The following is a 23,775-nucleotide window of genomic DNA, read 5'->3' as shown; positions in this document are numbered from 1 at the left end:
GCGGATGTCAGGCGCATGGCCTCGGTGAAGAATCCGGCAATGGGCAGCAGGGTTAGCAGCGTCAGGGCAAAGGTGTCATCCCAGGCCGTGGGCAAAGCCTTCGGGCGCAGGATATAGCGCCGGAAAACAGCCATCCCCACCCCCACCAGGATGAATATCCCCGCCAAATCCATGCTGAACTCATAGGCGAAGTAGAGATTCCCGCGGGGGAAATTTTCCAGTGCAAAAGGCGTGAAAAGCGCCATCTGCATCAGATTGATGGCTGTGCCAATCACCTGGATGGTCACACCCCAGAAGATCAGGAAGTGCATCAGGCCAGCATAGATTTTCTTCCAGATGCGTTTTTGCAAGATAGCATCCACGAAGAAATCTTTCACGGCAACCGGCCAACTTCCAACTTTTAACTTTTCACCTGTAACCGCAGTCATGCCTCACCTCCCGCGCTGACGTAAATATTGCCATCTTTAATCTCGGTCTGGAGTACTTTCAATCCCGCGGGCGGCGGGCCGGAGATGACACTGCCATCCTTGGGGCGGAAGAAACCATCGTGGCAAGGGCATACGATTTGATTTTTGGCTTCATCCCATTTGCAGATGCAGGCGAAATGCGTGCAAACTGCAGAATAAGCGCGTAAACCTTCGGGCGTGTGGATGACCAGGGCCGGGTAACGTCCGAAGGATACTGTTTGGGCCTTACCCACAGGCAGTTCGGCTTCGGTTGCTACCAACACCGGCTCGGCTGGCACTTCTTCCAGTTTGGGCGGGTAGAAATAGGCCACAATGGGGCCAAAGATGGCGGCCAACCCGGTGGCAGCCAGAACTTTATTGACGATTTTCAGGAAATCGCGGCGGGTGATTTTGCTCATAATTAGCTCACTTCTCCCCAAATAGTCAGGGCGATCAGGATTATCATCAGGACGGTGATGATGATAAAACGCGTGCGTGATGTCTTGGTAGATTTATCGGGCTTGCTGTCGAAAAACGGCCAGACTAACACGATGCCCGCCAGAATTACGGGAACCAGCGCGCCGATCGTTTTCGGCAGGTATTTAAGCAATTGATACATCGCCAAAAAATACCACTCTGGCTTGACGTGGGCGGGCGTGTCCATCGGATTGGCGGGGGGCTGCAATCCCACCGGGTTGAATAGACCGATGATGCCGATAATGATCAGCCCGATGCCAAACCACATGGCGACTTTGGCTTCCAGGGTGATATGGTCGGGGTAGAAGGGGACAGATTTTTCGTCGGGGGAGATATTTTCAGACATTCGTTTCTCCTACAGCGGTTTCATGATGCCCTGTTTGCGCACCATCATAAAGTGCAGCCCCATAAAAATAACCGTAATAATGGGGATCACCAAAACATGCAAGGCGTAGAAGCGGCTTAACGTCAACGCAGTAATATTCCAGCCCACGCGCAAGAAAATCAACGCCAGGTTGCCGATGGCAGGCATCGCCCCGGCGATTTCTGTGGCAACGGTTGTGGCCCAATAGGCTCGCTGATCCCAGGGGAGCAGGTAGCCGGTCAGGCCGAAGGCCAGCGTCATAATGAGTAAGGTTACGCCACTAACCCAATTCAGTTCGCGCGGCTTTTTATAAGCCCCCATGATGAAAACGCGCAGCATATGGGCAGTAGCCATCAAAATCATACCGTTGGCAGACCAGTGGTGAATGATGCGGATCGCGGCCCCAAAGCGTACTTCAGTCTCGATGAATTGGATACTGGCATAGGCGGCATCCGGAGTGGGTTGGTAATAGAAGGCCAGCATAATTCCGGTGAGCGCCTGTACAGCGAAGAAGAACGCCGTCAGGCCGCCCAGACAATACCACCAGCGGCGCTGCCAATCGGGAACGGGCTTGCTGAGCATCTTTTCGAGCGGCTTGGCAATTTCGTAGCGCTCGTCAATCCAGATTCCGGCGCGGGACAGGAGCGGTTTCCAGGGTGCGCGGGTTTGCCACATGCTGACGCTCTGCACCATGCCGAAAACTGCCGCAATGCCGGCAGTGCCAAAAACCAGCCAGCGAATGAGTGGGGTCCACAAGCCCTTTTCTTCACCGGCGATATGACAGTGCAGGCAAGGGTCTTGTTTGGCTTCGGGCAGCATTGTGCCGGGGTTGGCGACACTTTGCACACCAGCTGCAGCGCGAGCCAACTCGAAATTTGGCTCGGTGCTGGCGGCGACCTGACCTCCGTGGGTAAACAGGAGCAAAAGCACCCCCACGGCAACCACGGTCACCAGGCCGAGTAAGATTTCACGCCGATAGCGTAGGATCATATTTTTTTACCTCTGTCTTGGAAATAAGGGTCACGCTTTCATCATTAAGCCCAATTTGCCGCAGAGAGCGCAAAGCACGCAGAGAAATGCAGTAAAAATCAAGAACTTTGCGAGGCGGATATTTCTCATCTTGTTTTAATGTATCCGAAAAGCCATCATCGGGTCAATTGGTGATGGCTGAATTTTATGGGGTATTTGCCTTAATTTTGAAAAAAAAATGACTTAGATTAAAATTTTTATCCCCACAAAATATCAGCGAGCTATTTTCTCCACTAGCTCTGGAAGAATTTCGCCGGAAGCGCCCTGGAGTGCAAAATCGGCGCGGGGCGTGAGGGGTGTGGGCTCGGGGTTGATCTCCACGAGCAGAGCGCCAGACTCTAACGCCATTAGCGGCAGAGATGCGGCGGGTTGTACCAGCGCCGATGTGCCGATTGAGAAGAAAATTTCGCAAGTATTGGCGGCTTCGATAGCGATATGTAGCGCGCGCTGCGGCAGGCTCTCACCGAACCAGACCACATCCGGGCGCAGCAGGCCGCCGCAGCCAGGACGCAGACAACACGGCGGTGAGCCGTGCGTATGCCCGCTTTGGGCTTCGATCCCGCATTGGGCGCATTGGATGCGCTGGATATTGCCGTGTAACTCGTGGATATTTTGACTCCCGGCCCGATGGTGCAGACCATCTACATTTTGGGTGATGAGGGTGAATATACCGCCGCGCGCGGTGATGTGCGATTCCATCTCGACCAGGGCATAATGTCCGGGGTTGGGGCTGACCTTCGCTACCAGATCGCGCCGCCACTGATACCAATCCCAGACGCGTTGCGGATTTTGATGGAAGGCTTCGGGTGTGGCTAAATCTTCGGGGCGATATTCGGCCCACAGGCCGGTTTGGGCCTCCCGAAAGGTGGGCACGCCGCTCTCAGCGGAGACTCCGGCTCCGGTGAGCACCGCAACAGCGCGCGCCTGACCTAAAGCCTGAATCAGCGCCTCGGGCAGGGGGATGTTCATCGCGACCCCGAAGTGGAATCAGCATCCCCGGCGCGGAATTTGCGCCAATAGCGTTGAATGCCTCCGGCAGACATCGCCGAGGGGTTGGCTGCCTCGAAAGCGGCAACCCACGCCTCGTCCAGACCGGCGTTGAGCGAGCGTTGTTCAGCCCAGGCGACAAATTCATCCTGCAATTGTGATAATGGCGGATCCGCAGGCAGCGTAGATTCCATCCAGCTTTCGATCTCGTCGAGGGCTTTTGCTACAGCGAACAGGTGTGCCCCAGCATCGGGGAAGATGCCAAAGTGGGTGGGCGCGATGCGTTGGATATTTTCTTGTTGCAGGCGGGTAACGCTCTGACGCCATTTTTCAATGTGGAACTCCGGTGGCACAGCCGGGATGCGCACATGCACTAAGCTGGGTGTATTCATGCGCACGCCGCCTACGTCTCCGCTAAAGCACGTATTTTCGAGTATATAGGCCAAATGGTGCGAGGCGTGACCGGGCGTATCGAGGGCTTTGAAGCGCAGCCCTTCAATTTCGATGACATCATTATCGCCGACAACGAGCAGCTTTTCGGTAGGCACGGGTAAAAATTGCCCCCATAGATGATCCATGAGATCGCCATACAGGCGTGTGGCGCTGTTGAGTAGTTTTTCGGGGTTGAGCAGGTGCGGCGCGCCGACCGCATGCACGTGGATGCGCGCACCCTGCTGAGCCAGCCAGCCCGCGGCTCCGGCGTGGTCGAGGTGAATATGCGTGAGCAGCACATCGCTTATATCCGCGGGTGTGTAGCCTTGCGCGGCCAATGCCGAAGTGAGTTGGGCCTGCGTAGAGCCGGGGCCGCATTCCACCAGTACCGCGCCGTGGGCGTGCGGGACGAGATAGGCAGCGATGGCGTTCGGGATTTCCAGGAAATTCAGGTCGAGGGCGTGGATGGTATGTGCTGTCATTGGCTTGCCAGCCATTTGCGAATTTCGACGATATGTTTTTCCTCGTGGGCAAAACTGCTATCGGCTATCCACTTCCAGAGCGGTTCGCCCTTGAGCCAGGCATAGCGTTTGACATCGTTTAGGTCGTGATCGTTAAAGGAGTCAATGCGGCGCAGGGTTTGTTGACGCACGCCCGCAAAATCCGGGAAAACGCGGTCTAACGGGCGGTCTTTGTGCTCTTCAAACCAGTCGGCGTTGATTTGGTCGATATCGCGCTGTTGGGCGAAATGGGCCGTTGTGGGATGTAAGCCTTGCTGCGCTTGCCAAAGCAGCTTGATAATCTCCGATTCCCAAAGCATGATATGCATAATGATGTCTTTGATCGACCAGTTGCCCTCCACGCCCGGGGTTTCAAGCTGTTCATCGCTGAGCTTGTCGAGGATTTCGAAAAGCTGTTCGCGAGATCGTTTCAGTTGTTTTTTGATTTCAGATTTATTCATATTGCTCCAGGTAACTGCACGCGCCATCTAAAAAACTGAGTGTGGCCCAGGCGCCATTTTCGAAATTATATCGCTGAATCCATTCGCCGCTGCCAATCGGAACAATCAGAATGGTGATATTTTCGGGTGTGCAAGTGAGTATTTCGAAACGAGGCGCGTTGAATCCGGCGTCGGGTAGAGGGGCGCATTTTCCAGGCGGGATTGTCACAAGATATTCAGGCACGAGCGCGTCCAGGGTTTCGGGGTAGGCATTCTGTTGGGCCTGGTATTGCTCGACCGCGGCTATCAAGCCCTGAGCCGCGCCCTGATTCAACCGAAAACACGTCGAGCGAATGATACTCAATTCAAAAAATGGTGCGGCAATCAAAATCGGGATGAATATTATCCCCAGCCAATAACCGCGCCGGAATTCCGGATTGGTTTGCAGCGCATTTGCGTATGTGCGCTGTCCTAACCAGCGCAGTATGAGCAGCGAAATCAGCGCCACGGGAATCAGCAGGCAGGTGACTCCGGCAACGAAGAAAGTGCCCGTTGAGAAGAAGATCGTCGTTGCCAGCCCGCTACCCAGCAAGGCGAGCAAGCCCGACAGCGCGACAGCGAGGAGGTAGTTCTTCTTGTGGAGCAAGCGCAGATATAGCGGCCCACTGGCAAGGCTGATGAGAATGAGGAGAATAGTGAGAGTGGCTAGCATTAGTGCCCACTTTCGTTAATCTGATGCGCTCGCTTTACCATCCGTTGAACGAGTTTGACCCATTTTTTGCAATCGGGCACGGAATTCAGGATCAAATCGTTGGGCTGTTGATGAATCGCGATAGTGATATTTCCGTAGCCGAAGATTTTCCCCAGAAGGGATTGTTTACAGCGTACGCCCCGAATATCTGTTAGTGGGATGTTACGTTTTTTAGCGGCACTGGAGCCAGTGTCTACGATTAAATAATGCGTGGTCAGTTTATATTGATGGAACAGGCGCCGCCATAAAGCGCGCAGAATAACTGTGAATAAAAGCGTCACCAGTGCAGTGAAAAAGATCATCCCGCCAATGGTTGCCGCAGCTGCGACAATATCGGTATAGATGATAAAAGTCGCCATCACAACCAGGGATGCGGCAATGAAAAATGCGCTGATCACGCCAGAGATAATCACAGGGCGGGCAGAAATTACATGGCGCTCTCGCTGGCGTTGCTCGGCGTGGCTTTGTAGTTCGAAGGCTGCTGTGCGGCGCGGCGGAGTCGGCTGCGTAGGCGGGGATAGTTTTTCTTCGGTCCCATCTGCGAATGGGGGCACATATTCCGGTGATGCTTGTCTGGGGGGGATATACCCATCAATGAGTTTCGATAACCCCTGTACGGCAGCGGCATTGTGCGGATCGATTTCAAGCGCTTTTTCCAGGCAATCAATTTTTTCTTGCTTGCTCTCCACTGCGCCCGATAGCCATAACCAGGCTTGAAGATCTTCGGGGTTATGATTTGTGGCATAACGCAGGAATTTGCGCGCCAGTTCAGCATCGCCAGCTTTCAGGGCCTGAATTCCTTTTTGGGTGAGGTCTGTGGTATCCATGTTTTTTTAGCAGAATCTGAAGTATGGGATCGTCTCCTACTATTTTAGTATATATTTTGCTGCCCGAGCAATTGAAACGCGCCGATTAATTAACCATGATAGAATTACCGCCAATTCAAATCTCTCAGGAGGTATATTCATGAAGCCAACAAAATGGTTATTATTAATTTTGATCGTAGTTTTATTGGTTGCCGGGTGCTCAACACCCGCCGAGACGGAAACTGTGGCCGCAGTAGTTGAAACCGAAGCGCCACCAGAGCCAACTCCAGTACCTACGCAAATTCCAGTGCCGACGCCTGATCCGAACGAGCCGGTTCAAGTTATCGGCGAAGTCGAAGTATCGAACGCGCTGATTGTGGAAGTTTATTTCTTTGAGCGCTTTGCCATGCTCGAAGATTTAACTGGTTTCGTGCAACGCGATTACGAATATGAGCAGCCGCTGGAGGCTCAGATTCTTGGCCCGGTGGTGGTCAAAGACGAGGGGGGATATGTCTACACCCTGAACTTGCCCGCCGCCCCGATTAACCCGCTCAACGATGTCGATAACAACGGCGCCGAAGATGCTGGTGTGCAAATCTGGCAGATTGCCATGAGCGCCAACTATATGGATGATCCCTTCCTGGGTAAAGACGAAACCGGCGGCTGGAGCGCCAACTATACCTCCGCACGGATTGATTCGGAGAACAAGAATGAACTCAAAGGCGGCGTGGTTCTGATCTGGTCGCCAGACGATGGGCAAGCCTTCCCCAGCGGTTTTGGCGAAGACGGCCTGCTCTTCACCGCAGATGACCCCGTGGCCCCTGTTGCTGCCGGATATTCCTTTGTTGATCTCGATAGCGAACCCTTTGCCGTTTACAAAGAATCGGCTCCTGCCCTGACGCTCTATGAAGGTGAACTCACGGTCAACGATTATAGTGAAATGACCTGGAGTGATGGTTTCGATGCGTTGCACAATAAAGTCTCGGTGGAGTACCCCTTCACTGAAATGAAAGGCATCGACTGGGATGCGCTCTACGCCGAGATTGCGCCGCGCGTCGCAGATGCCGAAGCCAACACCGATGAGACGGCCTACTTCCTGGCGCTGCGCGATTATGCTTGGGCCATTCCCGACGGTCATGTTGGCTTGAGTTTTGGCGAGATTGGCAATGCCATGTTCGAAGCAGATACGGCGGGCGGCTATGGCTTTGCCATCATTGGTCTGGATGATAGCAGTGTGATGGCGCATATTGTGCTTGCAGATGGCCCTGCTGCTGAAGCCGGTATGCTTTGGGGCGCCCAAATTCTGGAATGGAACGGCCAGCCGATCAATGATGCGATTGCCGCGGCAGTGCCCTGGTCGATGCCTTTCTCGACCGAAGAATCCCTGCTGGTGCAGCAATACCGTTATTTGCTGCGCACCCCTGTGGGTACAGAAGCTGAAGTGGTATTCCAAAATCCGGGGGAAGAAGCCCCCACTACGGCAACCCTCACCGCGGTCGCGGAGCGCGATACCTTCACTGCAACCAGTATCTACGCCGGGTTTGATTTCAATTCCCTGCCGGTTGAGTATGAAATCCTCGAAAATGGCTACGGGTATATCAAGATCGCCTCATTATCCGACGATATTAATCTCATCATCCGCCTGTGGGAATGGGCTATTGAGCGCATGATTGAGAACGAAGTTCCGGCGATTATTGTGGATATGCGCCAGAACAGTGGCGGCAGTCCGCTGGGCACATTCTTTGCCAGTTACTTTGTCACCGAGCGCATGGACATTAGCCGCTCGTATTACTACAGCGAAACCAGCGGCGAATTTGAAACCTATGGCCCGCCGGATTATACCGAGCCGGATGACAAATTGTATTATGATGGGCAGCTTGGCGTATTGGTTAGCCCGGCCTGCGCCAGCGCCTGCGAAGATGTGGCCTATGTCCTCGGCGAATTGCCCCAGACACGCGTTTTTGGCTATTATGCTTCCAACGGTATTTTTGGCGAAGTGGCGCGCGGCCAGTATGAACTCCCTGGCGGGTACAGCTTGCAAGCGCCCACTGGCCTGACCCTGGACCTGGATGGCAATGTGGTTATCGAGGGAACTGGCGTGGTACCCGATGTACGCGTGCCGCTGACTGTTGAGACGGTTCAGTCTCAGTTTGTGGATGGTGAGGATGTGATTTTGGATTACGCCATCGAGGTGATGGAACAGCCCCTGGGCGCAGGCGTGGCCCCGGCGTATTCGCCCACGGTGGGAAGCAAGAGTGAATCGGAAACCGCCTTCCAAGCCGAAACAAAATGGTTGGAGGATTTCGCCCAGGAAGATTACCAGAACTCGGTGACTGCCCAGGCAGGCGAAACGTATATCTTTACGGTTCCGGTGCCTGCATCGCGCAATCTGATGTGGGTTTACGCCTGGTGTACGGCGGATGAAGCCAGCTTCGAGGATAACTGGTCGAAGATTTCGCTGGAATTTGCCATAAATGGCGAAGTTATTCCCTTTGAAGATTTTGCTAAACTCGAAGGTGTGTTTAGCGGCGATCATTGCCGGGCTTATTACACTGTGCTGAGCGACTGGGCCGTGGGCGAGCATGTGCTTACGACAACGGTCACTTTTGCCGCAGCACTGAATGATGGTATGACCGAAGAAGATTATCCCGCCGGAACGCATGTGTATGAATATCATGTGTTTGTAGCGCGGTAAGTTGTAGGCGTTTGCCCCCACCCCTAAGCCCCTCCCTCGAATTTCGGGAGAGGGGCATCAGTGAAAAAACAAGGAAGCCGCAGAAATTCTGCTGCGGCTTCCTTGTTTTTTCGGAATGTCCTTATTGCGGCTCGAAATGACAATGAGAATCAAGGTATAGAATTTTCGATCATCGCATTCGCGAGCGCAACAACATCTTCTTGTGCGGCGCCCTTCATGCCGACCATATATTCAAAGCCTTTATACACCCAGAAGATCTGTGCGTCGCTGCAATTGGCTTCACAGTTGGCTGCCACAAAATAGCCTTGAATGCCATTGGCGAGAATTACTTTTTGCGATTGCCATTGTGAAAAAGGTATATTCTCGGAGCCGACCGGGATTTCGAAGGAGTTAGCCTGCGCCATCATGCTGCCATAGTGACAGGCGCCCGCTCCCATACAATCTGTGCCGTAGTCGAGGCTGAGTTCGTAAAAGCCATTGCCAGTGCTGCTGATATAGGGGGCGATAGCAGGTAATCCCGCATCCACAGGGAAGGTAGCAGGCAACATGGGTGGCACCATGCTCAGGGTGAGGGTTTGCATCGCCATTTCAAATTCGGCGGTGATCTCTTGGGGGAAGGCAACCACATCGGCGCTCATATCCGCGCCGGTTACAGGTTCCGAATATCCGCTTTCGATGTCGTAACGTACTCTGTCATTGCGGAATCCCTGAGGGTCATAAAACTCTATGGTCAAGTCGTCTATCCAGAGAGGTTCAAAATTGCGCGCATCGGATACGGCGAAAATCATCTCTTCACCGCTGATTAAATCGTAGTGATACAGGGTTACCGGATCGCCGCTTTCCAGAAATTCTTGCGCCGACATCGCATCGAAAAAAGTGGGGTGATCGCTGTAGATCAGTTGGCTGGTGTTGGGGTTGAGGGCATATTCGTGCGACAGATCCAAATTCGCAAGGTCATAATCAGATTCTTCCCAGGTTGCCAGATCAATGCGAGTAAGAATATTCGGATTTGGCCCGTGTTGGAAACTCACCCAGAAGGCGCTGCTATCTTCGGCCCAGGCATTAAGATCGGGCATTAACGCTTCATCAATATGCTCGAAGGCGAACTCTTGCATAAGTTCTCCACCCGCCATATCGAGGAAGCCCACGCCGCTGAAAAAATTATCGGGCGGCAAGGGATAGAGCAGGGCGACAAAACTCTCATCAGGCGCGACGCGAAAATCCAGACCCTGCGACGAGAAAAGCAATTCGCCAGCCTCGCCAGTGAAAGCATTATAGCGCCAGAGTTCGTCCAGCCAGTTTTCGCTATTGATATCGCCGGTGCGTTTCAATAGATACAGGCTGCCGTTGACGAGTTCGTAATGATGATAGTGTTCTATGTAGACATTCTCGGTGGTAAAGGATAAGCTCTGCTCGCCGCGGCTGCGATTGTAAATTTGCACATCAAGCTTGCCCGGTGTATCGGGATAACTATTGAAAGCTACGCTGAACTCATCGGCTGGCCCTGCTTGCGCTACAGCGCTTGCGGTGGCAGCCACGAGTAATAAAGTTGTGATTATGAAGATGCGCGTAAGTTTCATTATTCTTCTCCTAAGCTTGATTTGGGATGGTATTAATCTTACCGCAAAAGCAAGACAAGCGCGGATTTTGTAACATAGTTGCAGCGTGATACAATCAATTTTGCCTTGTTTTTTATATACTCTATGGCGAATTCCACAGCAAAAAAATATGTCTAATCTGGAGGTTCTTATGATTTCGGTTCGGCAAATTGACACTCGTTCCAAATCGGATGTACAGCAGTTTGTGCAACTTCCATACCGGCTGTATCGGGATTGTCCCCAATGGGTGCCGCCGCCACTTATCGATGCGAAGGCCTATCTCAATAAGGAGAAACACCCTTTTTACGAACATTCAGATGGCGATTTCTTCATCGCCGAGTGCGCGGGAGAAATTGTTGGCCGTATCGCGGCAATCGAGAATCAGCCTTATAACCAGTACCACGACAAAAAACAAGCGCAATTCTACTTTTTTGAATGTATTGAAGAGTTTTCAGTCGCCGAGATGCTCTTTGCGCGCGCCTTCGAGTGGGCGCGTGACCGCGGCTTGAATCAGATTGTAGGGCCAAAAGGAATGGGTCCGCTGGATGGCTATGGCTTGCAAGTTGAGGGATTTGAACATCGCCAGATGATGACGATGATGAATTATAACTACCCCTATTATCCGCAATTTGTTGAAAAATTGGGCTTTCGCAAAGAGGTGGATTTTGTTTCGCATTATATCCACACGCCAGATTTTATCGTCCCGGAGCGGGTTCATCGAATTGCCGGACGCGTGCGCAAGCGCGGGATTCTGGATGTGCTTGATCTGCAAAATAAACGTCAGTTGCGCACCTGGGCTAAACGCATTGGCACAGCCTACAACTCGGCCTTTGTGAATAACTGGGAATATTACCCGCTGAGCGAACGTGAGATTGATTTTGTCCTGGAAAATGTGCTCCTGCTGGCAGACCCGCGCATGATTAAGTTGATCCTGCATGAGGAGCAGGTCGTCGGCTTTTTGTTTGCTTTCCCGGATGTTTCCGCGGCCTTGCAGCGTGCCAGGGGGAAACTCTTCCCGACGGGAATCTTCGACCTGCTATTGGAGATGCGGCGCACGAAGTGGGTTGCCCTCAACGGAGCGGGGATTTTGCCCGAATTCCAGGGGCGCGGCGGCAATGCCTTGCTCTACTCCGAGATGGAAAAATCGCTGCTGGGCTCGCGCTTCACCCACGCCGATTTGACACAAGTGGCCGAATCCGCTGTGCAGATGCGCAACGATCTCGAAAATCTGGGCGGCAAACGCTATAAGAACCATCGCGTTTATATCCGCGATTTGTAGATGGCGTGGACAAACCTCCGAAGTCTTATGAGGGCAACTCCGAGTTATAGAATTTTGGAGGTCTTTGCCTATTAAAACAACGCCATCTGATACGCTGGTTGTGTGCCATCCAGCAAAATGAAAGGTGCGGCCTGCTTGGCTCGAATGCCCAGTTTTGCGAGTTGGCTTAGATCACGAAATTTTGATTCGCGGCGTGTTTTTAAAATTATCGCAACACTTTTGGGGCCGATCCCTGGGATGCGTAGCAATAATTCGCGCGGGGCTGTGTTGACTTCCACTGGGGTTTGCAAGGATTGTTGTGCCCAGGCAGTTTTGGGGTCTACGCCTAATGGCAAGTTGCCATTTCCTTCGAAGGGCATCTCCTCCAGATTGAAGCCATAATCCCGAATCAGAAAGGATGCCTGGTACAAACGATTTTGCCGTTCCTGCGGAGTGGGGGATTTGTTTTCGAGGGGTGTATCCACAACTGGGCTGAATGCCGAAAAGTAAGCCCGCGCCAGCCCCATCTGGCGGTGCAGATATTCGGTTGTGGAAAGCAATTCGATATCGCTTTCGTCCGCGCCGCCGACCACAAATTGCGTCACGGTGGAGGGCCAGGTTCCCTTCCAGGCTTTGTGAGGCGTTTGGGTTTTGCGGATTTCCTCCACCCAGCGCAGTGGGGTCAATAACTCTTCGATAAATTCCTTGTGTGGGGCGAGTTTTCGCAGTCGTTCTGTATTGGGGGCTTCCAAATTGACTGAAACGCGGTCGGCCAGCAGCATGGCCTGTTCCACCTGGGCTTGCTGCGCCCCGGGCATCATCTTCAAGTGTAGGTAACCACGATAAGAATACTTGTGCCGCAAAATTTCGGCAGTAGCCAGAAGCCGATCTTGCGTATAGACACCACCGTTGACCACCCCTGAACTCAGGAAAACGCCTTCTACCAACCCGGCTTTGTGCATATACATAAATATCTTGGCGAATTCATCCGGCTTGAAGGTTGCCCGACGAAAATCGCGCCCCGCTCGAAAAGGGCAATAGTAGCAATCGCGCTCGCAGACTGACGTCAGCAAGGTTTTGAGCAATTTGAGCTTGCGTCCGTTGGGCAGCATGGCATGGCTGACAGCGATAGAATCCTGCTTGCGCAGCGATAAATCCGGGCATTCGAGCCCGCCGGAAGGTTCCAGGTGCATTTGCTGAGTCAGCATGGCTAAACGTGTTAATTCGCTCATATGTTCTATTTTAGCACGAATTGCCCTTTTCGGCAATGGTGTCTGTGATATAATTCTCCCGTTATCAACCCTATTAGGAGCATGACAGTGACCGACAGCCTATAGATTGTTCTGATTTTTCGGCAACAAACCGACCATCGCAGCGAAAACTGCCGTTTTTGCAGTTGCAGGCCAGGGGCGTCGCCCGTGGTTTTTTGTTTTAATCTATAGGAGCAAGCATGCTTACCGTCCATCAAATTAGTAAAACCTACGACATCGAACCGATTCTCAAGGATGTCAACTTTAGCGTCAACGCGGGGGAGCGAGTTGGGCTGATCGGCCCCAATGGATGCGGAAAAACAACTTTATTGCGGATTCTCTGTGGTGAAGAGCATCCTGATTCCGGGCATGTGAGCCTAACGCCCGCGGACCTTCGGGTGGGTTACTTGGACCAGGGTTTTGATCCACCCCCAGAGGAGACCGTCGGCGAAATGATCGCACAAGTCACTGGCGATGTGGATGCCCTTGAAACCCAACTTGTAGAAATCGCTCAACAAATTGCTATAAGCCCCACTGACGCTTGGCTTCAGCAAGCCTATGATGAAGTACTCTATCGTTTGGCGCGTGCCACTCGATTCAACCCTGCTCAAATGTGCGAAGTTTTACGCGCCTTTGGATTGGATTCAATTCCTATTGAGCAGCTTGCGGCTACGCTCAGCGGGGGGCAGAAAACACGCTTTTCTCTGGCGCGAGTACTGCTCTCCCGTCCGCAGCTCTTATTGCTGGATGAGCCAACCAATCATCTTGATATTGTCATGCTCGAATGGTTGGAAGATTGGTTGAGTGGCTTTTCCGGCGCGGCGTTGATCGTTAGTCACGATCGCATGTTTTTAGAATCCACGGTAGCGCGCATCATTGATCTTGATCCCAAAACCCACACAACCGCTATTTCATACGCCGCTTCGCTACAGCGATATGGCAAATAGCTGATGGCATTATTCACCGCCCAGCGATAATCTAATGTGTGTCTGTGAAAAAACTCACCAAACTGTAAGCAAAGGCGATGCGTTCTATGGTAGCATTTGACGTTTGATATTTTGTACAAGTGAGTTTTCATGACAGAAACAAAAAATATGATTTTGCAGTTACGCGGCGTAACCAAAGCGTATGCCACCGGTGATGGCCCATTTATTGCCCTGAAGGATATCCACATGGATATTCAACAGGGCGAATTTTTGGGCATTACCGGAAAGTCTGGCGCGGGCAAGACCACGCTGCTCAATATGATCTCTGGGGTGAGTACGCTAAGCGAGGGGGAGGTGCTATTCCAGGGGAATGGCACCGGGAATTCGTCCGGCGCAAACGGCGCGCCGCTTTCGATCCATACCTTGAGCGAAGACGAACTGGCGATCTGGCGCGGCCACAATTTGGGGATTGTTTATCAATCCTTTGAGTTGATGCCGACGCTAAATCTGGTTGAAAATGTGATGCTGCCGCCTGATTTCACGGGCAATTATCATCCGCGGACCAGCAAAGCGCGGGCGCTGGAATTGCTGGAGATGGTCGAAATCGTTGAGCACGCCTACAAAATTCCGGCGCATATTTCTGGCGGGCAAAAACAGCGTGTAGCCATCGCGCGGGCATTGGTCAACGATCCGCCCGTGATTGTGGCCGATGAGCCGACCGGCAATCTCGATACGGCCACCGCGGAAACAATATTTCAGATTTTTGAGCGATTGGTTGATGCTGGAAAAACAATTGTGATCGTAACCCATGATGAGAGTATGGTGGAACGCTTTTCGCGGCGGTTGCATATCACGGATGGCGCGCTGGACGCGGCCCCGGTGAGGGGCGCTGGCCTAAATGGCGGCGGCAAACCCTCGGTGGTGGCGCCCATTCATCGAGAGCAAAAACCCGCCTCGAGCGAGGCCGCTGGTCATATTCGGGTAGTGGAATCCCCCTCGAACGGAAAATCCGCTATAAAACTGATTCCCCAGGATGATGTTCCCGCGATTGCATTGAAAGGCATCGATAAAATCTACGAAAACGCGGCGGGCCGCTTTGTGGCCTTGCAGGCGGTTGACCTGGAATTTGAATATGGCAAATTTGTCTCGATTGTGGGGAAATCGGGCAGCGGAAAATCGACGCTGATCAATATGATTACGGGCATCGATCACCCGACCCGCGGGCAGGTGTTGGTGGGTGGAACGGATATTTACCGGCTGAGCGAGAGTAAACGCTCGCTGTGGCGCGGTCGAAATATGGGCGTGGTCTTTCAATTTTTTCAGTTGTTGCCTACGCTGACGCTGCTCGAAAATACGATGCTGCCGATGGATTATTGCAAAGTATATCCCTTTGGGGAGCGCGGCGACCGGGCGATGGAATTGCTGGAAACGGTTGGGTTGGCGGATCATGCGCACAAATTCCCCGGCTCAATGTCGAGTGGTCAGCAGCAAAGCGCGGCGATTGCGCGTGCCCTGGCGACGGATCCGGCGATTATTTTGGCTGACGAGCCGACTGGCAATCTCGATTCGCGCTCAGCAGGTGCAATTTTGGATCTATTTGAAAATCTGGCCGAACAAGGCAAAACTGTTCTGATTGTCACGCATGACGCGGCGATTACCCGCCGCACAGACGAGACGATTTTGCTTTCGGATGGCGAAGTTGTTGAGCGGCGGGTAAAAACAATTTGAGCAGCAGGAATTTTATGGATGTAAAACCCAATTTGATTAAACCGCGTTGGAGCAAGGTGATCTCAGATTTATGGGATAGTAAACTGCGCACGCTGCTGGTTGTAGCCTCAATTGCCGTGGGGGTTTTTGCGATTGGCATGATCGTGAGTACCTATACCATTCTCTCTGAGGATATCAACCTGAGTTACGAGTTGGTCAATCCGGTCAATATTGAGGTCTGGACGGATTCTTTCTCGGAAGATTTTCTGCGCGTTATCGAGCAAGTCCCTGGCGTGGAAGCCGCTGAGGGGCGGCGCACTGTGGGTGTGCGTGGCAGCACTGATGGCATTGCCTGGGAAAGCCTGGATTTGGTCGCCGTGCAAAATTTTGAGACCATGCAGATTAATTTACTAACGGCGATCGATGGCATACAGGTTCCACAGCGGCGCGAATTACTCATCAGTTACGATTTTATGAACAATACTGGTTTTGAAGTTGGCGACCAGGTTGAAATTGAATTACCAGATGGAGCCTCGTATGTCATGCCTGTGGTGGGCATCGTAGCCGATCAGGCTACCGGCGGCGGCGATATCCGCAGCGGGCCGTATGCTTATATCACGATGGATACACTTCCCGCGCTGGCGTTGGCGGAGACCTATAATCGGTTGTATGTCACCGTGGGCAGTATAAAGAACGATATTGCTGCCATTGATATAATTGCCGCGGCGGTCGAAGATAAGGTTGAGCGCCACAACCGCACGGTTTATCGCTTGGATACGTTGGTATCGAATGTCCATCCGATGGGCGCAACAGTGTTGGCGGTTTTGGGCGTTCTCGGTGTGCTGGGTGGGCTGATCATGATACTGAGCAGTTCGTTGATAGTGAATACGCTCAACGCGCTGATTACGCAGCACATGCGCCAGATTGGTGTGATGAAGTTGATCGGCGGTCGGCGTGTGCAGATTATGGGGATGTACCTGGTGCTAATTTTTACCTACGGTTTGGTGGCGCTAGTGATGGCTGTCCCTACGGGTGCGTTGGCGGGTTATAAATTTGCCGAATTTATTTCGGCGATGATGAATACATCCTTGCGTCCGTTTCGTATTGTGCCCCTGGCAATTGGGGTGCAGGTGCTGCTGGCTTTTCTGATCCCTCTGGGTGCGGGATTCTTCCCCGTCAATCGCGGCTCAAAGATCAATGTTCGCCGCGCCATCAGCAACGACCGCGCTCGGGCGCAATCTACCGGCTTCAATTGGTTCAACCGTCTTACTCAGTGGCTGCGCTGGTTGTCGCGCCCTGTTTTGCTCTCGATCCGCAACACATTTCGACAAAAAGGCCGCCTGCTGCTGACCATCTTTACCCTGACAGTCGCCGGTGCGGTTTTTATCGCTGTTTTCAATGTGCGTATTTCAATGGCCGCTTTTATGGATCAACTCTCGGCGCATTTTATGGGAGATGTCAGCATCCAGTTCAGCCAGCCTTATTTGATATCGCGCATCGACCAATTGGTATTGCCTTTGCCAGGCGTGGAACAACTGGAAGCCTGGGGGGCGGCCTCGGGCGAAATTTGGGACGCAAACGATGAGGTGGTCGATAATATCAACCTGATCGCGCCGCCGCGCGAGACGATTTTGCTGGATGCGGATGTTGTCGCTGGTCGTTGGTTGTATCCCGGCGAAGAGAAAGCCATGGTGGTCGCCGACTCAATCTATGAACATTATCCCGATCTGGTACCGGGCGACAGCCTGATTATCAAGATGCCCGGCGAGCGCGAAGAAGCGTGGCAGGTAGTGGGGGTCTTTCGTTTTATCAGTATGATGGGCGATATGCTGGCCTATGCCGATTATGATTTTGTCGCCGATCTAAATAATTTACCCAATCAGGCTTTTTCATACAAGGTTATCACGGAAGACCACTCTCTCGAGGGGCAGCAGCGCGTTGGCGAATTTCTGGATCAGTATCTCAGTGATCGCAATTTTAAAATCCGTAGCGTTGAAGCTGGAAAGTTGATTCGTGAGGATAGTTCTCAGGCGATTGATATATTGATTCGCTTTTTGCTGATTATGGCATTTCTGACGGCGTTTGTCGGCAGCATTGGCCTGACAGGCACAATGGGCATGAACGTGCTTGAGCGCACGCGCGAAATCGGTGTGATGCGCGCCATCGGGGCGGTGGATTTTGAATTGATAAAATCAATTGTTATCGAGGGGGTGATGATTGGCCTGATCACCTGGGTGCTGGCAATTGGGCTGTCTTTCCCCATCAGTCAGGGTTTGCTCACAATTATCAGCGAGGCTATGATGGGCTCGTCGGCGCGGCTGGTGTATACCTACGATGGCGTGCTGATCTGGCTGGGGGTTGTGGTGGCATTGTCTATCGTTGCCAGCATTTTGCCCGCTCGCAACGCGGCCCGCCTGACCATCCGCGAAGTGTTGGCCTACGAATAACCCCAAAAAGAATCATTCGGTGTTCCCCAGATTATTCTTTTTGGGCGTCCAATTCATCAAATTTTTTGCGGATTTCCCGAATATCATCCCACATCCTTGCCTTCGGCGAGCCGGGCGTACGCGCGTCGTTGCGTAGTAAATAGGAGGGATGAAAAATCGGCATGATCCAACGGCCATCTTTCTCAATCCATTGGCCGCGCAGCCTTGTAATCCCTGTTTTATCCAAAATCGATTGGCAGGCCACATTGCCCGTTAGCAATAGTATTTGGGGGTCCATCAGGCGGATAATTTCCAGAACATACTTGCGATAAAAATTGATTTCATCGATATTAGGCTTGCGGAAGGCTTTTCCCGCTTCTCCTGGGGGCATCCGAAACACCGAGTTCGCAATAAAAACATCCTTTTCTGGATCGAATTTCACGGCGCGCAAAATCTGATCCAGAAGTTGGCCGGCGCGCCCGACGAATGGCTTCCCCTGAATATTTTCCTGCGGCCCGGGCGCCTCCCCAATGATGAGAATCCTGGCTCCGGGGTTGCCGCGGCTGATGACTACATTCGTCCCCGCGTTTGCCAGGGGATCGTCTGTCATCTGCGTCATGGCTGCAAAGAGTTCATCGAGCGAATTGAATTTTGGAGATGGGGGATTCAGGTCAGCGAAGAGCATTTCTTTTCCTTGCTATGAATTTTGCCGAATTTCTAACTGCTTTGTACCCTGAAGGGCATGCATACCCTTTTTTCGATTTCCCGTGGTTCAACGCTGAGTTATTACCCGAATCTTACCATAATTGAATACGCCAATATTTGGAAAAAGGTTGACAATATAAAATAAACACTGTATATTTACTCTGTATAGATAAGGAGTGAATATGGTTCGCCCAAAGCAATCTGAACAACATCCCGACCTGCAAGCCGCCATCAAGGAAACAGCTCGCACACAAATCGCCGAGAATGGTGCCGCGACGCTTTCTTTGCGAGCAATCGCCCGCGAATTGGAGATTACCGCGCCGGCGATCTATAATTACTTTCCCAGTCGTGATGATTTAGTCACTGCCCTGATCGTGGATGCCTACAACTCGCTGCGCGATGCCTTGCTGGTTTCTCAGGCGACAGACGAAAAATCGCACGCCGAACGGATATTCTCATCAGCATGTACTTATCGCAATTGGGCGCTGACTCACCCCGAAGAATATAATCTGATCTTTGGCACCCCCATCCCGAACTACCACGCGCCGATGGAGATCACCGGTCCCGCCGCAGCGGGGAGCATGTCTGTCTTGCTCGGTGTCTTTGATGCTGCCTGGCGGGATGACGCGATAAAAACAGACGGTACGTTCGTTTCTACCCCCGAGATGATTCAGGCTTGGGTCGATAAACTCGGCTACGCGGGTGATCCCGCCGTGATTCACTTTGCGATGGCGAGTTGGGCTCACATTCACGGTATGGTTTCGCTGGAACTTCATGGACATTTTTCTGCTGTGCCCATTGAAATCAGCGTAGACTCTTTCTTCGAAATTGAAATCCGCGCGATGATGAAGCGGATGGGCATGCAAGGTGAATAGAAATGTTACTCAATAAAAACTGGTCGGAGATCAAAGCCCTTTTCAAACGCTCGTTTCGCTCTTCTTTTCACTACGCCATTGCAACAATCAATGAAAATGGTGAGCCGCATATTACTCCGATCGGCTCTTTGATCCTGGGTGAAGCAGGGCAGGGAATCTATTTTGAAGAATTTCCCCAGAGAATGCCGCGCAATCTCCAAATAAATCAGCAAGTTTGCGTGCTTGCTGTTGATAGCGGCGTTGGTTTTTGGCTGAAATCATTACTGCGTGGAAAGTTCGTTAGCCCTCCCGCAGTGCGTCTTTATGGAATAGCCGGAGAACTGCGCCCGGCGACCGAAAAAGAAATCCAATTATGGCAGCGGCGCGTGCGACGCGTCCGCTTTAGCAAAGGCCATGCCATGATGTGGGCAAAGATGAGCATGGTTCGAGAAATTAAATTCACACACATGGAACCTGTGCAAATGGGGAAAATGACAGAAAACGTATGGGATAAAAAATGAAAAACCTGCATAAACTCGAAACACCCATTTGGAGATGATCGGACAAAAAACAAGCCTTTAGGAGAAAATTATGACTAAAAAAGAAATCTACAAATTCATCGCCTTCCCCGCTTTCGCTGCTGCGCTCATGCTGGCGGGGATGCTCATCACCTCGATTTTCAGCGGTGGCGTAACCGCCCAGAATTTTGAAATCATCACAGATATTGAAAGCTACACCCGTAATATCATCGCTGCAGAAGGCCCGCTGCGCTTAATCCTGACCTTCGACAATCTCTTCCTCATGTTCTATACCGCCGCTTTCATCTTTCTGGCAATAGATACCTGGAACGAAACAAATATCTGGCTCGTCGTTGTCGCCTTGGGCGCGCTGGTGATTACCGCCTATCTTGACCTGCACGAAAATCATGACTTGATGACCCAACTGACCACTGCACTAAACGGGATGCCCATCTCTCTCGCCGATCTGCAAGAGCGGATGCTCTGGAGTCAGCTTAAATTTCACAGCAGTTATCTGGGCTTCTTCCTCTTCGCCTTCGTTCTGCCCGGCGAAACCTTCCTCGAAAAATTTCTCAAGATCAGCCTTTGGTTTGGCTATCTCCCCATCGGTATTTTGGTCTACACCTTCCCCAATCACATTTTCGACTTGCTGCGCTATTTCTTCATGCTAGCTGGTCTATTCATCTTAGGCTGGAATTATTTCCTGCGTTATCGAAAGGCATCAAAATGAGCTACAAAAAAGTAATTCTTAACGAATTTGGCACCCCCGACGTTCTCCAAATTGTCGAAGAAAACACTCTCCCTGAACCGAGCGCGGGCGAAGTGCGCGTCAAAGTTTTGGCTGCCAGCGCAACCTTCACCGATACCCTCGTCCGCAAAGGCATCTACTACGGATTCAAGGAAGCGCCGCCGCTCTCTCCTGGCTATGATATGGTTGGCGTGGTGGATGAACTTGGCGCAAATGTGACGGGATTCGAGATTGGGCAGATGGTTGCGGACTTGACCATCTGGGGCGCGTACAGCGAATTTATGCTGCGACCCTCCTCGGGGTTGGTCCCCGTTCCCCCGGGGTTGGATCCCGCCGAGGCGGTCAGTATGGTTTTGTCCTACATCACCGCCTATCAGATGCTGCATCGCGTCGCCAAAATCCAGCGCGGGCAGAGCATTCTCGTTCATGGGGCGGGTGGTGCTGTGGGGACGGCTTTGCTGCAACTCGGCGGATTGCTTGATCTGAAGATGTGCGGGACGGCATCCGCATCGAAACGTGAATTGGTTGAGGGCTTTGGTGCGGTGCATATTGATTACGCCAAGGAAGATTTCATTGCGCGGATGCAAGCCGAGGGTGGCTGCGATGCGGCATTCGATTTCATCGGCGGAGATAATTTCAAACGCTCCTTCCAATCCCTGAAAAAGGGCGGCATCCTTGTCCCTTATGGCTTCTATAATGATGCGATGGGCAAAGGCGGCAATGTAGCACGCGATTATATGAACGTGGCCTTGTGGAATATTTTGCCGAATGGGCGCAAGGCAGCTTTTTACGCCATTGGCGGGATGCGTGAGAAAAATCCGGATTGGTTCAAAGAAGACCTGGCGGTACTCTTTGACTTGCTAAAAGCAGGCCAGATCAAACCCTCTATCGAGCGGCGCATGAAACTCGAAGATGCGAAGGAAGCGCATGAGTTGATCGAGCAGGCGGCGGTGAAGGGTAGAATTGTGTTGATAGTAAACGATGATTTTTAGATGGAAGGGAAAAATGAATAGTATGGCAAAGCCTGACTGGATTGACAAAAACGAATATCCATTTACCCCGAAAAAATTCACCCTGCCGATGGGTGTGATGCGCTACCTGGACGAAGGCGAGGGCAAACCCATTGTGATGATTCACGGCAACCCTTCCTGGTCTTTCGAGTTCAGGACGTTGGTCAAGCACTTCTCCAAAACGCAGCGCTGCATCGCCCCCGATCACATCGGTTTCGGCTTATCCGACAAACCCGCCGATTGGGACTATCTCCCTCAGCAGCACGCCGAAAATCTCGAAACATTGCTCGAATCGCTCGATCTTAAAAATATCACCCTCCTCGTCGGCGACTGGGGTGGTCCGATAGGGCTTTCGTATGCGATCAAACATCCCGAGCGGATCAAGAATATCATCGTTACCAACACCTGGATGTGGTCGGCGCAAACGGATTGGTACTATCAAGCCTTTAGCGGTTTTGTAGGCGGCACGATCGGGCGTTGGTTAATCCGCAAATATAATTTCTTCACCAAGACGATTCTTAAATCGATCTATGGCGATAAAAGCAAGCTCACGCCCGAAATCCATCAGCATTTTCTGATGCCCCTCGCCAAGCCCGAAGAAAGAAAAGGGAATTGGGTTTTTCCCAAGCAAATTATTGCTGCCTCCGATTGGTTGGAAGAGCTTTGGTCTCGGCGGGACGCTTTGGATGGCAAGATAAGATTATTTGCTTGGGGGATGAAAGACATCGCCTTCCGGGAAAAAGAACTTAACCATTGGATGCAGAACTTTCCGGCAGTCAAGGTGGCGCGCTATCCCGATGCCGGCCACTTCCTGGCCGAAGAGAAAGCGGACGAATTGATTCAGGAAATGAGCATGATTCTTTGATACGCGGATTGAGTGTATCTTCGAGACGGATAAAAATGAAATGCGTGCGAAATTTATATCCCTGATTATGCACGAAAACTAAACTTGCGCTTGACAACGAATAAGCTCCACGATAATATAGGATAAATCCTATATGAGATTTAGCATATATTATTGTGGAGCTATTGATGTCCCTTAAACACGCCATTCTCGGTTTTTTGAATTACCGGCCATATTCTGGCTATGATCTGAAAAAAATATTTGATACCTCGGTGCGGCATTTCTGGCCTGCTGACCAGAGTCAGATATATCGCACGCTGGCACGCATGAGTAAAAAAGGGTGGACAGAAACCGAAGTAATTCGCCAGGAATCGCGCCCCGACCGTAAGCTCTACCATATTTCACCAGCGGGCAGGGAAGAACTGCGCCGTTGGCTCCTCACGCCGCTTCCGCCCGAAGAAAATCGCAGCGCCGATATGATTCAGATCTTTTTCGCCGCGCAGCTTTCTGATGAGGAAATTCTGGGAATATTTGAGCGTATAGCCGCTCTCATGCGCGCCGGGCTAGAGCAGTTTGCCCACATCCCCCGTAGCATCGAAGCTTACGGCGAGTACACAAACTCGCCGCGCGAGTTCTTCTTCTGGATGTTGACTCTGGATGTTGGCGTTCACACCTTGCAAGCCAATCTTGAACTCGTTGAGAATTTAATCGAACGCATTCGCAACGGCGAAATCCCCACAGAGTAATTGCGCCAAAGGAAATTATGATGCTCCGTCAACTCCCGCTTCGTCAACGTTTACGCAAAGCGCTTGTCATTCTGGCCTTCTTATCTTTCCCGGTCATGATGAACTTCCTCTCGCCCTATGTCATCATCGACGGCGCAATGAACGGCATCATCAATGGCAGCCTGATCATGTTCGGGCTGATGTTCATCTCCTCGCTTTTTCTCGGTCGCGCCTGGTGCGGTTGGGTCTGCCCGGGCGGGGGAATGCAGGAAATCATCG

At 52.0% G+C, this 23,775-nt stretch carries 24 protein-coding genes; 12 read left to right on the top strand and 12 right to left on the bottom strand.

What is annotated here, in order from left to right:
* The 9 genes from HN413_00645 to HN413_00605 form a co-directional block, all read right to left on the bottom strand.
* A partial coding sequence (locus tag HN413_00645) for a hypothetical protein (GenBank protein ID MBT3388897.1) occupies positions 1–428 on the bottom strand: 428 nt, incomplete at its 3' end.
* Positions 425–865, bottom strand: coding sequence for a Rieske (2Fe-2S) protein (locus HN413_00640; protein MBT3388896.1), 441 nt, complete (start codon positions 863–865; stop codon positions 425–427). The genes HN413_00645 and HN413_00640, both read right to left, overlap by 4 nt.
* 2 nt (positions 866–867) lie before the next feature.
* Complete coding sequence (locus HN413_00635) at positions 868–1,269, bottom strand: hypothetical protein (protein MBT3388895.1); 402 nt, start codon at positions 1,267–1,269, stop codon at positions 868–870.
* Positions 1,270–1,278: 9 nt separating this feature from the next.
* Entirely contained in the window at positions 1,279–1,962 is a 684-nt protein-coding gene (locus tag HN413_00630; GenBank protein ID MBT3388894.1) for a cytochrome b6, read from the bottom strand.
* A 567-nt stretch (positions 1,963–2,529) separates the two neighbouring features.
* Positions 2,530–3,285: an NAD-dependent deacylase gene (locus HN413_00625; GenBank protein ID MBT3388893.1), complete on the bottom strand. Its 756-nt coding sequence runs from the start codon at positions 3,283–3,285 to the stop codon at positions 2,530–2,532.
* On the bottom strand, positions 3,282–4,217 hold the full coding sequence (locus HN413_00620; protein MBT3388892.1) for an MBL fold metallo-hydrolase: 936 nt from the start codon (positions 4,215–4,217) through the stop codon (positions 3,282–3,284). The genes HN413_00625 and HN413_00620 overlap by 4 nt, the downstream gene beginning before the upstream one ends.
* Positions 4,214–4,696, bottom strand: coding sequence for a ClbS/DfsB family four-helix bundle protein (locus HN413_00615; protein ID MBT3388891.1), 483 nt, complete (start codon positions 4,694–4,696; stop codon positions 4,214–4,216). Before HN413_00615 ends, HN413_00620 begins: the two co-directional genes overlap by 4 nt.
* Positions 4,689–5,387 (bottom strand): hypothetical protein, encoded by a 699-nt coding sequence (locus HN413_00610; GenBank protein MBT3388890.1) that lies wholly within the window; start codon positions 5,385–5,387, stop codon positions 4,689–4,691. The genes HN413_00615 and HN413_00610 overlap by 8 nt, the downstream gene beginning before the upstream one ends.
* The gene (locus HN413_00605; GenBank protein MBT3388889.1) at positions 5,387–6,253 is read right to left on the bottom strand and encodes a PH domain-containing protein; all 867 of its coding nucleotides are present in this window, start codon (positions 6,251–6,253) and stop codon (positions 5,387–5,389) included. Before HN413_00605 ends, HN413_00610 begins: the two co-directional genes overlap by 1 nt.
* 139 nt (positions 6,254–6,392) lie before the next feature.
* Between HN413_00605 and HN413_00600 the strand changes: the two genes are divergently transcribed.
* Positions 6,393–8,927, top strand: coding sequence for a peptidase S41 (locus tag HN413_00600; protein ID MBT3388888.1), 2,535 nt, complete (start codon positions 6,393–6,395; stop codon positions 8,925–8,927).
* 149 nt (positions 8,928–9,076) lie between these two features.
* Here the strand turns inward: HN413_00600 and HN413_00595 are convergent, their stop codons facing one another.
* Positions 9,077–10,507 carry a hypothetical protein gene (locus tag HN413_00595; GenBank protein MBT3388887.1) on the bottom strand — a complete coding sequence of 477 codons (1,431 nt, stop codon included), beginning with the start codon at positions 10,505–10,507 and terminating at the stop codon, positions 9,077–9,079.
* A gap of 169 nt (positions 10,508–10,676) precedes the next feature.
* On the opposite strand from HN413_00595, the gene HN413_00590 reads away from it, so the two are divergent.
* Entirely contained in the window at positions 10,677–11,804 is a 1,128-nt protein-coding gene (locus HN413_00590) for a hypothetical protein (protein ID MBT3388886.1), read from the top strand.
* Between the two features lie 71 nt (positions 11,805–11,875).
* Here HN413_00590 and HN413_00585 read toward each other — a convergent pair whose 3' ends face one another.
* Positions 11,876–13,015, bottom strand: a complete 1,140-nt coding sequence (locus HN413_00585) for a radical SAM protein (GenBank protein ID MBT3388885.1) — start codon at positions 13,013–13,015, stop codon at positions 11,876–11,878.
* A gap of 218 nt (positions 13,016–13,233) precedes the next feature.
* On the opposite strand from HN413_00585, the gene HN413_00580 reads away from it, so the two are divergent.
* The 3 genes from HN413_00580 to HN413_00570 all read left to right on the top strand — a co-directional run bounded on the left by HN413_00580 (position 13,234) and on the right by HN413_00570 (position 18,113).
* Positions 13,234–13,980, top strand: a complete 747-nt coding sequence (locus HN413_00580; protein MBT3388884.1) for an ABC-F family ATP-binding cassette domain-containing protein — start codon at positions 13,234–13,236, stop codon at positions 13,978–13,980.
* Positions 13,981–14,778: 798 nt separating this feature from the next.
* Positions 14,779–15,687: an ABC transporter ATP-binding protein gene (locus HN413_00575; protein ID MBT3388883.1), complete on the top strand. Its 909-nt coding sequence runs from the start codon at positions 14,779–14,781 to the stop codon at positions 15,685–15,687.
* A 14-nt stretch (positions 15,688–15,701) separates the two neighbouring features.
* Positions 15,702–18,113, top strand: a complete 2,412-nt coding sequence (locus tag HN413_00570) for an FtsX-like permease family protein (protein ID MBT3388882.1) — start codon at positions 15,702–15,704, stop codon at positions 18,111–18,113.
* 31 nt (positions 18,114–18,144) lie between these two features.
* Here HN413_00570 and HN413_00565 read toward each other — a convergent pair whose 3' ends face one another.
* On the bottom strand, positions 18,145–18,777 hold the full coding sequence (locus tag HN413_00565; GenBank protein MBT3388881.1) for a uracil-DNA glycosylase: 633 nt from the start codon (positions 18,775–18,777) through the stop codon (positions 18,145–18,147).
* Positions 18,778–18,979: 202 nt separating this feature from the next.
* Here HN413_00565 and HN413_00560 point away from each other — a divergent pair, with 202 nt between their 5' ends.
* The 7 genes from HN413_00560 to HN413_00530 form a co-directional block, all read left to right on the top strand.
* Complete coding sequence (locus HN413_00560; GenBank protein ID MBT3388880.1) at positions 18,980–19,672, top strand: TetR/AcrR family transcriptional regulator; 693 nt, start codon at positions 18,980–18,982, stop codon at positions 19,670–19,672.
* Positions 19,673–19,674: 2 nt separating this feature from the next.
* Complete coding sequence (locus HN413_00555; protein ID MBT3388879.1) at positions 19,675–20,172, top strand: pyridoxamine 5'-phosphate oxidase family protein; 498 nt, start codon at positions 19,675–19,677, stop codon at positions 20,170–20,172.
* Between the two features lie 70 nt (positions 20,173–20,242).
* Positions 20,243–20,899 (top strand): hypothetical protein, encoded by a 657-nt coding sequence (locus HN413_00550; protein MBT3388878.1) that lies wholly within the window; start codon positions 20,243–20,245, stop codon positions 20,897–20,899.
* Complete coding sequence (locus HN413_00545; GenBank protein ID MBT3388877.1) at positions 20,896–21,909, top strand: zinc-binding dehydrogenase; 1,014 nt, start codon at positions 20,896–20,898, stop codon at positions 21,907–21,909. Before HN413_00550 ends, HN413_00545 begins: the two co-directional genes overlap by 4 nt.
* A gap of 22 nt (positions 21,910–21,931) precedes the next feature.
* The gene (locus HN413_00540) at positions 21,932–22,792 is read left to right on the top strand and encodes an alpha/beta fold hydrolase (GenBank protein MBT3388876.1); all 861 of its coding nucleotides are present in this window, start codon (positions 21,932–21,934) and stop codon (positions 22,790–22,792) included.
* Between the two features lie 167 nt (positions 22,793–22,959).
* Entirely contained in the window at positions 22,960–23,517 is a 558-nt protein-coding gene (locus HN413_00535; GenBank protein MBT3388875.1) for a PadR family transcriptional regulator, read from the top strand.
* A 17-nt stretch (positions 23,518–23,534) separates the two neighbouring features.
* On the top strand, positions 23,535–23,775 hold a 241-nt coding region (locus HN413_00530; protein MBT3388874.1), incomplete at its 3' end, for a 4Fe-4S binding protein.

It is taken from the genome of Chloroflexota bacterium, from assembly GCA_018648225.1.
GTDB lineage: Bacteria > Chloroflexota > Anaerolineae > Anaerolineales > UBA11858 > NIOZ-UU35.
This window is presented reverse-complemented; position numbering and strand designations above follow the sequence as displayed.